Below are 12,505 nucleotides of genomic sequence, written 5' to 3' on the forward strand. Positions count from 1 at the left end.
ACCTGCGCCTTGGCCGGCTTCAGAAAACCGACCACCCAACTCCCGGCCCCGAGCCCCGCGCCACTCCCGGGAAGACTCGCCGCACTGCTCCTGCCGCCATGCGGGCCCGCGCTCGTGCCGTCACACCTGCCCCTGCCGTCACACATGCCCGTGCTCGTGCCGTCGCGCACACCCCCGCTCCTGCCGTCGCCGGCGCCCACGGTCCTGTCAGCACGCGCCACACCGCTCCGGTTCCTCCTCCCACGCCTCCCCCCACGGCCGGTCCCCTTTCCCTCCCCCTCCGCACCCGCCGGCATCCGCGCCCGATTACTGATCCGCAGCAGCAGCGCGATGATGATCCAGTTCGTGACGACGGACGACCCGCCCTGCGCGAGGAACGGCATCGCCATCCCCGTCAGCGGAATCAGCCCCATCACCCCGCCCGCGATCACAAAGACCTGGATGGCGGGCAGCGCCGCGAGGCCAACCGCCAGCAGGCTGCCGAACGGGTCCCGCACGGCGACCGCGGCACGGTAACCGCACGCCACCAGCAGCGCGTACAGCAGAAACAGCGCGGTCAGCCCGGCCAGCCCCAGCTCCTCGCCATAGGTCGCCAGGATGAAATCGGACTTCATGGCGAAGCCGATCAGATACGAGTGGCCCTGCCCGAGACCGGTGCCGAACATCCCGCCGGCGGCGAACGCGAACAGCGACTGGGCGAGCTGACCGGGCCCCTTGCCCGCCGCGATACCGGCGAACGGGTGCTGCCAGTCCTCGACCCGGCTGTGCACATGCGGCTCCAGCGTGCCGACGGCAGCCGCCCCGATGCCCGCCAGGAACAGCCCGATCGCGATCCAGCCGGTCCGCCCGGTGGCCACGTACAGCAGGACGACAAAGATCCCGAAGAACAGCAGCGAGGTCCCCAGATCGCGTTCGAGCACCAGCACGGCGACGCTGATCAGCCAGATCGCGACGATCGGCCCGAGCACCCGGCCGGTCGGGAGCCGTAGCCGCCACATCCGGCGCCCGGTGTGCGCCAGCGCGCCGCGGTTGGCGGCGAGGTAGCCCGCGAAGAAGACGGTGATCAACACCTTGGCGAACTCGCCCGGCTGCAGGGAAAATCCGGCGAAACGGATCCAGATCTTCGCTCCGTTGACGGCGGGAAAGAGAATCGGTGCCGCCATGAGCACCAGCGCCAGCGCCGCGCACACATAGGCGTACCGCTGCAGCATGCGGTGGTCCCGCAGCAGCACCACCACCGCCGTGAACAACGCGACGCCGACGGTCGACCACAGCAGCTGGGTGGGTGCGGCGTGGTTGCGGGGCGTCTCCTGGTCGAGCCGGAAGATCAGCACCAGCCCGACGCCGTTGAGCAGCACGGCGGTGGGAAGCAGCAGCGGATCGGCGTACGGGGCGCGGAAGCGTACGGCGAGGTGCGCGAGCAGCGCGAGCCCGCCGAGCCCCGCGCCATAGCGGATCGCACCGCCCGGCAGGGCATGCCACCGGGCCAGCCCCACCGCCACATATCCGCAGACGCTGATGAGGACGGCGCCTAAGAGGAGGGCCAGTTCGACGCCCCGCCGTTTGGGAAGTGACGGCAAGGGTGGGGGAGTGTCCGCCGGGCGCGCGGCGGCCGTCGCCCTTGCCATTGCCGTCATGCCTGGCAACGTAGCAAGCGACAGCCGCTATTTCCGTTATGTCGGATACGACGTTCGGGCGTCCGCGCGAAGGGGCGTCTCCGTGGATGCGCGCGTCTCCGTGGGCGCTGACGTCTTCGTGTCACTGAGTCTTCGTGTCACTGCGGCTGCGGGCCACCTCACCGCACCGGACCCGGCGGAACTCTCTTCCGGACTCCTCCGGCAACCTCTCCGACGTAGATCCAGTATCCCCCGATCCGGCCCTCCCCGTCACCGTTCTCCGGAATGATCTTCGCGCCGCGATAGGCCCCTAGCGTGGTGGACCGGAACAGGCGCAGACCACAGGCGCCCACCTCAGGCGCAGACCGCGCACGCAGACCGCGTGCCCAGGCCATGGAGCGAACGTGACGAACGACAACAGCACGGCGGCCCTGTCGGCGGAACTCATCCGCATGGCGCAGGCGGACCAGCGTGCTTCAACCGGCGCGAACAGCGAGAACCCAGCGGAACAACTGGCCTGGCGCCGCCTCACCGCGCAGCACGGCGACCGGCTCCACCAGATCATGGACGAGTACGGCTGGCCGACGGCGGAGTTGGTCGGCGACGCTGCCGCTCGCGGCGCCTGGCTGGTGGCGCAGCATGCCGACCGTCAACTCGATGTGCAGCGGCGTGCGCTCCGGCTCATGGAACAGGCGGTGGAGGCGGGCTCGGCAAGCCCGCGCGAGCTGGCCTTCCTGCGCGACCGCACGCTGGTGAACGAGGGCCGCGAGCAGATCTACGGCACGCAGATCGCGGGCATCGTCGGGGGCGCCCCCGTCCCGTGGCCCTGCGAAGACCCCGGGCGGATGGACGCCCTGCGGGGCGAGGTGGGCATCGAGCCTTTCGACGAGTACGTCGCCCGGTTCGCCATGAGCTGAGGCGCTGCCAGGGGTACGGCGGCCCGGCCGGCCTCAACACCAGCGAGGGGCCTCCCCGTCGCTCACGATGTCCCGCCGGGAGGACCAGGCGTACGAGGCATCGGAGAGCTTGTACCAGACCGGGTTCCCCTCGATGCGCTCCGCCTTGACCCGGCAGACGATCCCCACCTTGGACCCGTACTCCTTCGAACCGACCACGCGGTAGCGGGTGCTCGGGCCGATGCGCACCACCAGCCCGTCCTCGGCGACGACATGGCCCTCGTACACGGCGAAGTTGTCCCCCTCGCTCCCGTCGGACGCCAGGGCCGGGCCGGCCGCGACGGCTCCGGCCAGCACACCGGAAAGAGCGCACAGGGCGGACAGACCGAACAGGCCGCACTTGCCGGACTTCGACTGCGGAAACATGCGCTTCCTCCTGCGAAGGGGGCCCCAGGGGGTGGGTTCCCTGCGGGGCGGGATGAGCGAAGCTGCCGGGCGTCACCTGACGGACGGGTCGGGGCCTGCGCGCCGCCGGTGCGGTTCCTGTCGCACCCTTCCCCGGCTGTGAGTGCGGCTTCCCGCTACCGCGCCGCTCTCTCGCACCACGCCGGGCCCGCCGCTCACTTTCGTTCCCTTCTCACGCTAAGGAGACCCCGGAGAGTCCGCAACTCATCACCATCCGTGATGAGGTGAGTTGGCAGGCGTCGCCCACCCGGCTCCGCTCGCCCTCCCCGGGCATCGGAATTGCCGCCGGCCGCGGGAGGCTACGGGCGGAGGAGGCGCGTCCAAGGAGGGGCCAAGGGTGCCTCAAGGGCATCGCAAGGACGCCTCAAGGGCACTCCGGGGGCACCTCGGGGGTATGTCAGGGGTGCCTCGGGGTCCACTCGGGGTCATTCCGGGTTGTTCCGTGAACGCGCCCAATGGCACTTTGTAAACTCGTCCGGACCGAATAGAAGAAGAAGGCCGAGGCCGAGCTCGTCACGCTGATGCGGACGGCCGAAGACATCGGTCGATGGCATGGACCAGTGCCATGACCACCGTAAGCGAGGGGCTATGGCGTACGTCACACCGATGCGCGCCGAGTGGAGGTTCCGTGCCGCTCCGGCCGCCTTGGGTCGCGGAGCGCGGGGGACCGTCCCCCTCGACGAAAGGCAGTATTAGCGTCATGACGACTCTCCGTTCCCGGATCATCGCCTGGGCCGGCCGTATGTATCTGGCGAGAACCCGGAAGAAAGGGTTCGACCTGTCTCGAATGTCTTTCTTGCCCGAGTCCGTCCTGATGCCCTTGCGACGCGATGGGCTCGACCCCGTGGGCGATCTGGCCGCCGTCCGGGAGCGGGAGCCGGTCAGTAAGCTCCCCGTGCCGATAGCCGCCAACGTCTGGCTGGTCACCGGCTACGACGAGGTCAAGGCGGTCCTGGGGAAGGCCAATGCCTTCAGTTCGGACTTCACCAACCTCGTCGGCAAGGCCGGCGCCGGCGCCGAACAGAACCCCGGTGGACTCGGATTCGCCGACCCGCCGGTGCACACCCGGCTCCGTCGTCTCCTGACCCCCGAATTCACCATGCGCCGCCTCAGCCGGCTCACCCCCCGTATCCACGAGATCGTCGAGGAACGCCTCGACGCCATGGAAAAGGAGGGGAAAAACGGAGACCCGGTCGACATCGTCCACTCTTTCGCCCTCCCCATCCCTTCCCTCGTTATTTGTGAACTCCTCGGCGTCCCTTATGAAGACCGCGCCGACTTCGAACGACTCAGCGCCGCCCGCTTCGACCTTTTCAGTGGCGCAAATGCCTCCTTCGGTGCCATATCCGAATCCCTTTCCTATTTCCGGGACATCGTCAAAAAGCAGCGCGAAAATCCGGGTGACGGCCTGCTCGGGATGATCGTGAAGGAACACGGCGACTCGGTCAGCGACGAAGAGCTCGCGGGCCTCGCCGACGGCGTCCTCACCGGCGGCTTCGAAACCACCGCCAGCATGCTGGCCCTCGGCGCCCTGGTCCTCCTCCAGGACCCCAAGCATTTCGCGGCCCTTCACGACGGCGACGACGTCGTCGACGGCTACGTCGAGGAACTTCTCCGCCACCTGACCGTCGTCCAGGTCGCTTTCCCGCGCTTCGCCCGTGAGGACCTGGAAATCGGCGGCGTCAAGATCTCCTCCGGAGACGTGGTGCTGTGCTCCCTGAGCGGCGCGGACCGGGACGGCAAACTGGGCCCGGAAATGGAACAGTTCGACCCCACCCGCAATGTCCCCTCCCACCTCGCCTTCGGCTACGGAATCCACCGCTGCGTAGGCGCCGAGTTGGCCCGCATGGAACTCCGCGCCGCCTACCCCGCTTTGGTGCGCCGCTTCCCGAACATGCGCCTCGCCGCCACACCGGAGGAACTGGAATTCCGCAAACTCTCGATCGTCTACGGAATCGAATCCCTCCCGGTCCGGCTGGACGGCTGACCACAACCCCTGCGGCGCCGCGGCGGTGTCCGGCACCGGCGCGGCACTGCCCCGCGCCCCGGGCCGACCGGCCGCCCTCCGCGCCGAACAGAAGCGCAAGCGCAACCTCATCCGCCTCTTGGGCCGGCGCGGCGTGTGACCGGGAAAGCGGCGGCACGGCTCGGAAAAGGCGTTCCGGAAAAGCGATTGACGCTCGCCCGCCCCGGCGATCGGATGGCGCCTCATGAGCCCAGCGCCGATGCATCCCGGCCAGCACCCCATCGACGACCACCTCGTACGGCAACTGACCGCCGGGCAGTTCCCGCAGTGGGCGGGGCTGCCAGTGGAACGGTTCCCGTCCGGCGGCACGGTCAACGCCATGTACCGGCTGGGCGAGGACATGGTCGTACGGCTGCCCCTGGTGGAGGGCGGAGCCCAGGACATCTCGCTGGAGCAGCAGTGGCTGCCCCGCCTCGCCTCCCGGCTGCCCACGGCGATCCCCGAACTGCTCGGGGCCGGGGAGCCCGCCGAGGGGTATCCGTGGCCCTGGTCGGTGTACCGGTGGCGGGAGGGCGAGAACCCCGCGGCGGGGGCGCTGAGCGAGCCCGTGCCGCTGGCCGAGGATCTGGCTGGCTTCGTGAGGGCGATGCGGAGCATCACCCTGCCCCGGGCGCCGATGGCCCACCGCGGTGGACCGCTCGCCTCGCTCGACGCATCGACCCGCGCGGCGATCGAGGAACTGCGCGGGCTCCCGCAGGAAGGCGTCGACTGCGATGCCGCGGCCGCCGTTTGGGAGGACGCGCTGCGGACGCCGGACTGGGAGCGCCCGCCGGTATGGCTGCACGCCGATCTGATGCCGGGCAACCTGCTGCTGAACGACGGCAGGCTGACCTCGGTGATCGACTTCGGGTGCACGGGGCGGGGCGATCCGGCCTGCGATCTGTTCCCCGCCTGGAACCTGCTGCCGGCCCACGCCAGGGAGACCTTCCGCGAGGCACTTGGCGTGGACGACGCCACCTGGCACCGCGGCCGCGGACGCACGCTCTCCCAGGCCCTGATCGCGCTGCCGTACTACCGGACGACGAACCCCGCGATGGCACACAACGCCCGGCACGTCATCCGAGAGGTGCTGGGAGAGGGCTGAGACCTCCTGACTCCGGGAGGGCTCAGCCGTCCTGGCACCGAGCCCGCCACCACGGCTCGGTGACCGCCGTAACCGCGGCCGCCCGAAGGCCTTTAGAGGAAACCCATGGCACATCAACACGACTGATCAAGGAGAAGCGACGCGTGCGGCTCGGCGGAGCAGGACCGCCTCCGGCGGCACACGGCTGCCCATACGCGAAGACCCCGTTCTCAGCGTTTCCGCTGGTGACGGGGTCTTGGGCACCTCATACAGGGTGCCCCCGGCAGGATTCGAACCTGCGCACACGGCTCCGGAGGCCGTCTGGCCTGAGCGCATCACCGCAGGCCGGGGCGCCTGAGGCTTCTGCGCCGCCCCTTTCCGTCCACGGGTGGTCCGTTACGGACTGTCGCCCTGAGCGAGTTCGATCAGGTGGAGGGTTCCCTGACCCAAAACGCAATGCGCTTGGTTTTTGCAGGCTCAGCGAGCGTCAAGGCAAATCCGTTACTGAAAGTGAATCTCCCCGTGGGATTCTTACTGACAGAATCACTGTCGATAGTATGCCAGGCCACGGAGCCCGTCCGCTGCAAGTCGATATCAATCGAATGACGTGTAAAGTTCAGACGCAGGATGTTTTCGACTGTTTCCGCAGACTCAAGGACTTGATCCATGAGTACATCAAGGTCCAAGTAGGTTTTTAGACTATTGATTCCGAACACTCGAAACGAACTCAGGGTTGCTCCGACTGCATGATCGGAGATCAACTTTGCGGCGGTGGCTACATCGGTGGCCTTGTTGGGCGAGCCGGGCATCCTGATTCCCTAAGGGGCGAGACGGTCATGTAAGGGGTTTGGTTTGTGATGAACCCTACCAACGCGGTCCGGGCGGCCGAGCCTGCTTGCTCAGTGTCGTGAGAGTGGGAGAGGTCGCCTACACGTCACTGCCGCGGCCTCTTGACACGCAGTCGTCGTCTCGGCGACCTGACGCACCCACCCGTCACGTCAGGGCAAGACCCCCTCCCTTGCGGCGCACAGCCACCTGCGCGAGTCAACCCATGGACTAGAGGTGGCGGAGCGACGCGAGGGCTGCGTCCGGGCCGTGGCGACCCTTGGCGCCGCTGGCGACCACGGCCCACTTGGCGGCTGCATACGATCTTCGTCTTGGCCCAGCGACGGGGACTAAGTCGCCTGCATAGCCGCCTGATGCTGAAGAACCGCGGTGAGCCGGTAGCCTTCACGGTGCGCAGCCAGCGGCAAGGTCATGATCGGAGGAGTCCACTGAACGCGGATGACAGGGGAACGCCGGCAGATGGGCGACCGGTGCAGGTCCAGTGGCACGAGGCCGATGGGTCTCTGTCCCTAACGTTCCCTCACGATGACTCGAGCAGCTACCCTGTGCTTATGGATGACCGCACCACTTTGCTTGTTCCCGTGGATAAGCTAGTTGACTTCCAGCCGCAGGAACTTGGCGCTCTTGGACCCAAGTTCAAGGAGATCGTCAAATCGCTAGACGGAGCACTCCCCAGTCAGATCCGCGAAGTGCTCAAGCGGGAGGCTGATAGCTGCCGACAAGACACTCCAACTGCTAAGTCATTCCGTGTAACCCTCCTCATCCTTCGGGATTACGTTGACTCGGGCTACTACCCTTTGATGCAGGGTGACGCCCTCGTTCTGGCGCCTCTACTCGAGGCAGAGAACGCTGACGAAGCGCAACGCCGTGAAGCGCTCCGAAAGTTGTATCGGCAAGCACGAACGAACGCTTTGAGGATTCCGGGACAGCGTAAGTCGCTTGAGCGCCTCTTGGGGACACTCACCAAGAGTCAGTATCGCTCGGAGGAATGCATCGCTTCGCTTGCGGACGGTCCACCAGAGTTGCAGCTCACTGTGGCAGGACAGGGCGCTGGGAGGGCGGTGTGGCGAGCCGTAAGAGCCACATGGTCCATGACTCCGGATGCTAGCGCACCAGGCCGCGAGGTCTCGGTGGTACTGGAGGACAGAAAGTTCCCGGGAACTCCTCTGGGGGTTGCGCAATTCCGCAACGTGGTCCCTGAGATCCGCTGCAGGGACTCATGGCTTGGTCTCACTTCGCGAAACTCAGAAGGCGGCCCCGGAGGTTTTGTTGACCGGTTGGATGGAGTTCCTGACGCCAAGGATAAAATTTCTGCCACGGTAGAGGTGCTGACATCTTTGCTTGACGCAGTCAATCCAGATGGGCTTCCGCCTATCGATCTTTCTGGCGGCACGCAGCAAGCGGAAAGCTTGCAAAAACTGGCTGCCCGATTGCGTATCGCCTACAACAACGCCCGCAAGTTGGGTCAGCGGGAGTTTTCCCGTCAACTCCTGGCGCAGACCAAGCGCGCTGAAACTGCTGCCGAGCTCAGCCTTGGGCTTGCCGGTCTCCGGGCCTGCCTTGAATCTCCGAATGCCGCTCAATTCCTTCGTGAGAATGTTCTGATGCGACGTTTGGTGGATTCAGGTCTGCGAAAGATCTGGCACTATCACATGGGTTTTGTTGCTCTCGAAATGAGTGTCTGTGGAGCTGCGCCACCCTTCGGCCCTATGAGGGCGGGCAAACTGGCGGCTTCGGTAGCCGGCAGCGAGACGGTACTCGAAGCCTGGGGTCGGGATCGCCCTCTGGGGCAGATCGCCGCCACCGTATATAAGCCCGAGGTGCGAGAGAAAATTCCAAATCCGGGTCCACTCGTAGTATTCACCAGCGGTCTATACCCAGGTCACAGTTCCCAGTACAATCGAGCTACTAGCGGCGGGCGTAGATGGATCCGGATCGGTGAAACGCGCGGTTTTGGATCGTTCCATGTTGCAGCCGACACCATTGATGCGATCGATGAATACAACGTGGCAGCCGATGGGTACTCGCACATCACAAGAACGTTTGGCGAAGGAGCTAGTGCACGCTTTAGGGCAATTGGAAAGGCTTTGTCCGGATTGGGGCTTCCTGATCTGAGGAGACACGACACCCGTCGCCCCATGTATGCCCTGCCTCTGGTCCATGACCCAGGAGGTGTGCTGCTGGGGTGGGAGGCTGCCAGGGACGTGTCTGGGGCAACAGCGATCGATCTCGCGAAGCAGTGGTGGGATCGGTGGGTCAGCGCGCGAGGCACCCTCCTGGCCGAACAAGCCCGATGCACCCCAGACCTCATCGATGAACTTGCCGGGATGATGCGAGAGGTCGGGCCAGTTCCCGATGAACCGAAGCGCCCCGACGAGCCGGAGCAACTAACGCTCGCCCTCTGATCGTTTTGCTTGAAGTTGCAGGTGATTGTCAGTCGCCTTCTGTAACGTGACCCGTGGGGAAACGTGGACAGAGCACAGGGGAGACGGCCATCATCCGCGACTCATCGATGACAGACCTAGCGACGCTGTTCCGACGCGGCGAAGTGTACGCAGACTCCTGGTCTGTTGAGGTCAGACGGCAACTCAACGTCGAGGACTCCCTAGTTGGGCTTGTGACACAGGCTCTCAACGACGGCCGACACGTAGTGATCACTGGCAACGCAGGAGACGGAAAGAGCCATCTCCTGTCGATGGCCCTCGACGCGAGTGCGCCGAAGCCATCCATTGAGGCGGACGATCGCTCTCCCGCGGCCCTGGCTCCAGGGGATCGCCTGTTCATCCGTGACGCGGCAACGCTGGACGATGAAGCGATCCTTGCCTGGACCCATGCGGCTACTGCGAACGGCAGCCAACTCGTCATCACCCTCAACGAGGGCCCGCTGTCGTCGCTGGCGCGGCTCCAAGGCGAAGGGCTCTACGAGCAGGTGCGTGAGGTCACGCACGCCCGCGCTCGGGGCGAGAAGATGGACGATCCGAGCGGTGTCCTCCTGGTCAACCTTGCGGGCCGGCAACTGGTTCACGCGGGTTTCGTCACGCGTGCCCTCGACCGCCTACTGCCTGCAGTCGATCCTTGCCGCACATGTGGTGATGACACTACGTGCCCGCGTACCGCTGGCCGAGACCTGTTGGCTCGGTCGCCCCAGGCGGCTGACCGCCTCACAAAGCTCCTATCACTGCTGGGGCAGTCCGGACTCCGACTCACGGCCCGAGAATTGTGGGTATTCCTTGCGGAACTGTTCTTCGGCTGGCAATGCCCGCCTCGTGGACGTGACGTCCAGAAGCTGGCTGGATGGTGGTGGTCCAGAGTCTTCGACCCTGCCACATCTCTGGGTCGAATGATTAGCCGAGAATTCGACCCTATCCACACCGCGAATTCGTCCGTTGACAGTCATCTATGGCTAGGCAACAACGAACGAGTTGGCGTCACACCCGAAGTACCGCTGTTCAATCCTGCTGTCATCCACAGAAAAGATCGAAACGGGGCACTCAAGGCCTTCGCGGCGGCCAAGCGTGCCAGATTCTTTCTTGCATCCGACTTGCGTGTTGAGGAAATCATCGACAGGCAGTCGCATATCCCAGACTACGTGGATCTCCTTCAGGAAGCTCGAGATGAGCCGCACCGCGCAGTCCAGCGGGTAGTCGCTGAAATAAATCGATACCGCCTCACGGTAGGCACAGGTAAGCAACTACATCTCAGTCGACACCATCGACTCACGGCTGTGACTCGGCCATCCGTACTTGCTGCTAGCGCATCCATTAGTTCGGATGAACTTACAGTGCGGTTGCCGTATCTCCACGAAGATCACGGGGTCGAATCCGCCGGATTTAAACCGTCAAAACTTGAGCTTTCATGGAAACAAGGTCGCGGCGCCGTCCTCTCGCTGGACTATGCAACATGGCGTCAGCTGCATCAGCCTCGAACAGTTCATTCGGATAGGACTCAGGAGGCGCTCGACATGGCGCTTGATCTCTTCATTGGTCAGGCGCCGGCCAGACCCGAAACTGATCCCGAGATCATTGCAGTTGATCACGCTACTGGTGTGGTTACGAAAGTTACCGTGCGAGGCGGGCGCCGCCCCGAAATTGAGGTGAATCCATGACGTTCGTAGCTGGCATCGAGCTAACCCCATGGTTCAGAGAGAACGTCACGGATACTCTTGTTTTCAGCACGGCCACCACGAATGCGGAGCCTGTCCATGTGCTGAATGGCTTCCTCGCGCAGTGTCTGGTAGGCCCTCGAGCGCCGAAACTGGCGAGCGCTCTGATTGCCAGAAACAGCAGTTCGTGGGCGACAGCTGAACAACCTCTTCGGCAAGTACTTGCGCGGGCACCAATTCCCTTCAAGGTCCCGGCATGTTCTGCCGAGCTAGACTCAGTTCGCCATTTGCTGAGGGCGCTGCTAGCAGGCGATAAAGCAGTATTCGCTTCTATGCAGTCATACCAAGTTGCGCATCCGGCCTTTATCACAAACGACCGTACGGGTGCGGCAATGGGGATTCTCTGCGCCTCCCTCCTACTTAATCACGCCTCTGGGGCTGGTGCGCTCACGTCTTTGGTGGAGCGCCTTTGTGAGACGCAGCCAAACCCGTACTGGGTGCTGCAGTCAGCCCTTGCAGGGCCGATTGATCCGAGCAATTTCAGCATCTCGGAGGTCCGCCCGGTTCCGTGGGTAACGAACCATGTCACCGAAGAGTTCGCGAATAACCTCGGCAGTTTGCTACGCCGAGCGGTGCAACTAGGCAGTGTGGCTGCTGATAGCCTCGACGCGCTGAAAGTGCTCGCCAATGCCATAGAGTTCGTATGTGTTCTCGCATACGCCCAAGTTCCGAACTTGTCGGTTACTGGCAGCCTGACACCGCTTCTGGCAGTAGTTTCCCCAGATGCAGATACTGTTCTCGACTCATCCGCTCGAGGCTCACTCCCTCTGATGCACAGTGCTATGGACAACTGGATCGCATCAAGATTGCAGCGGACCGTTCGCGAGCGACTTGGGGATGCGGTGCAAGACAAGAATGCTGCGGAAGCCTTTCTCCTGCAGACGGTCCCGTTCTCAGCAGGAGCAAAGGAGAAGCGCCTCGAGCGTAGCCGGCTGTTGGTTGAGAAGACTCCCGAGGCCCTCGAACGCTTGACCCCTAAAGCGAGTACGACACATGCTCCGCAGGATCTCAGCGGACCAGTCGCGCTGGTGCTGCTTGATCTCCTCAAGACAACAATGGCGCAGAGCTATTCGCAGTGGTTTGACCATCATGCTCGACGTTGCGGCTTTTTGGCGCCGCGTAGGGGGAACACGAGTAAGCGCTTCTGCATTGAAGCGAACCTAATAACGACGCTCATCCTGGCTGTGCTCGAAGAGCAAGAGTCAGAAGTCTCCTATGACGAGTTTCTAACGAGGCTTGAAACTCGGTTCGGCATCGTAGTGGGCCCAACAGAACAAACGCGCTCCATGGCGCCGCGAGCATCGGAGTCGGAGCTGGAGTCAAACAGGGATGTATTGGCAGACCTTCTGACGCGCCTTGGCCTAGCTCGTGCCTACAGCGATAACACAACAGAGGTGCTAAACCCGCTCAAGATTTGGAACGTCCGGTGAA

Annotated in this window: 8 protein-coding genes, 1 tRNA gene and 1 pseudogene; 6 read left to right on the forward strand and 4 right to left on the reverse strand. The window is 64.3% G+C overall.

Going from position 1 to position 12,505, the window contains the following annotated elements; all coding sequences use genetic code 11:
- Positions 1-296: 296 nt before the first annotated feature.
- Positions 297-1,628: pseudogene (locus ABZ851_RS10755) on the reverse strand (FtsW/RodA/SpoVE family cell cycle protein); the annotation flags it as partial.
- A gap of 392 nt (positions 1,629-2,020) precedes the next feature.
- Here ABZ851_RS10755 and ABZ851_RS10760 point away from each other — a divergent pair.
- Positions 2,021-2,533 carry a DUF6624 domain-containing protein gene (locus ABZ851_RS10760; protein WP_361124719.1) on the forward strand — a complete coding sequence of 171 codons (513 nt, stop codon included), beginning with the start codon at positions 2,021-2,023 and terminating at the stop codon, positions 2,531-2,533.
- A 33-nt stretch (positions 2,534-2,566) separates the two neighbouring features.
- Here the strand turns inward: ABZ851_RS10760 and ABZ851_RS10765 are convergent, their stop codons facing one another.
- Positions 2,567-2,938 (reverse strand): hypothetical protein, encoded by a 372-nt coding sequence (locus ABZ851_RS10765; protein ID WP_361124721.1) that lies wholly within the window; start codon positions 2,936-2,938, stop codon positions 2,567-2,569.
- A 739-nt stretch (positions 2,939-3,677) separates the two neighbouring features.
- Between ABZ851_RS10765 and ABZ851_RS10770 the strand changes: the two genes are divergently transcribed.
- Complete coding sequence (locus ABZ851_RS10770; protein WP_361124723.1) at positions 3,678-4,964, forward strand: cytochrome P450; 1,287 nt, start codon at positions 3,678-3,680, stop codon at positions 4,962-4,964.
- 238 nt (positions 4,965-5,202) lie between these two features.
- Entirely contained in the window at positions 5,203-6,087 is an 885-nt protein-coding gene (locus tag ABZ851_RS10775; protein WP_361124962.1) for an aminoglycoside phosphotransferase family protein, read from the forward strand.
- A gap of 254 nt (positions 6,088-6,341) precedes the next feature.
- On the opposite strand, the gene ABZ851_RS10780 is transcribed toward ABZ851_RS10775, so the two are convergent.
- A tRNA-Arg gene (locus ABZ851_RS10780) sits at positions 6,342-6,418 on the reverse strand.
- 73 nt (positions 6,419-6,491) lie between these two features.
- Positions 6,492-6,875 (reverse strand): hypothetical protein, encoded by a 384-nt coding sequence (locus tag ABZ851_RS10785; protein ID WP_361124725.1) that lies wholly within the window; start codon positions 6,873-6,875, stop codon positions 6,492-6,494.
- Between the two features lie 588 nt (positions 6,876-7,463).
- Between ABZ851_RS10785 and ABZ851_RS10790 the strand changes: the two genes are divergently transcribed.
- The 3 genes from ABZ851_RS10790 (at position 7,464) to ABZ851_RS10800 (ending at position 12,504) form a co-directional block, all read left to right on the forward strand.
- Entirely contained in the window at positions 7,464-9,317 is a 1,854-nt protein-coding gene (locus tag ABZ851_RS10790; protein WP_361124727.1) for a Druantia anti-phage system protein DruA, read from the forward strand.
- Positions 9,318-9,424: 107 nt separating this feature from the next.
- Positions 9,425-11,017 carry a hypothetical protein gene (locus tag ABZ851_RS10795; protein ID WP_361124729.1) on the forward strand — a complete coding sequence of 531 codons (1,593 nt, stop codon included), beginning with the start codon at positions 9,425-9,427 and terminating at the stop codon, positions 11,015-11,017.
- Positions 11,014-12,504, forward strand: a complete 1,491-nt coding sequence (locus tag ABZ851_RS10800; protein WP_361124731.1) for a hypothetical protein — start codon at positions 11,014-11,016, stop codon at positions 12,502-12,504. The genes ABZ851_RS10795 and ABZ851_RS10800 overlap by 4 nt, the downstream gene beginning before the upstream one ends.
- Position 12,505 lies beyond the last annotated feature (1 nt).

The organism is Streptomyces sp. NPDC047049 (genome assembly GCF_040643995.1).
In the GTDB taxonomy this organism is placed as follows: domain Bacteria; phylum Actinomycetota; class Actinomycetes; order Streptomycetales; family Streptomycetaceae; genus Streptomyces; species Streptomyces mooreae.

What these genes read in the sequence shown, in the direction of transcription:
- ABZ851_RS10765 (WP_361124721.1), bottom strand. Translation starts at nt 2,938, where the DNA reads ATGTTTCCGCAGTCGAAGTCCGGCAAGTGCGGCCTGTTCGGTCTGTCC.
- ABZ851_RS10770 (WP_361124723.1), top strand. Translation starts at nt 3,678, where the DNA reads ATGACGACTCTCCGTTCCCGGATCATCGCCTGGGCCGGCCGTATGTAT.
- ABZ851_RS10775 (WP_361124962.1), top strand. Translation starts at nt 5,203, where the DNA reads ATGCATCCCGGCCAGCACCCCATCGACGACCACCTCGTACGGCAACTG.
- ABZ851_RS10785 (WP_361124725.1), bottom strand. Translation starts at nt 6,875, where the DNA reads ATGCCCGGCTCGCCCAACAAGGCCACCGATGTAGCCACCGCCGCAAAG.
- ABZ851_RS10790 (WP_361124727.1), top strand. Translation starts at nt 7,464, where the DNA reads ATGGATGACCGCACCACTTTGCTTGTTCCCGTGGATAAGCTAGTTGAC.
- ABZ851_RS10795 (WP_361124729.1), top strand. Translation starts at nt 9,425, where the DNA reads ATGACAGACCTAGCGACGCTGTTCCGACGCGGCGAAGTGTACGCAGAC.
- ABZ851_RS10800 (WP_361124731.1), top strand. Translation starts at nt 11,014, where the DNA reads ATGACGTTCGTAGCTGGCATCGAGCTAACCCCATGGTTCAGAGAGAAC.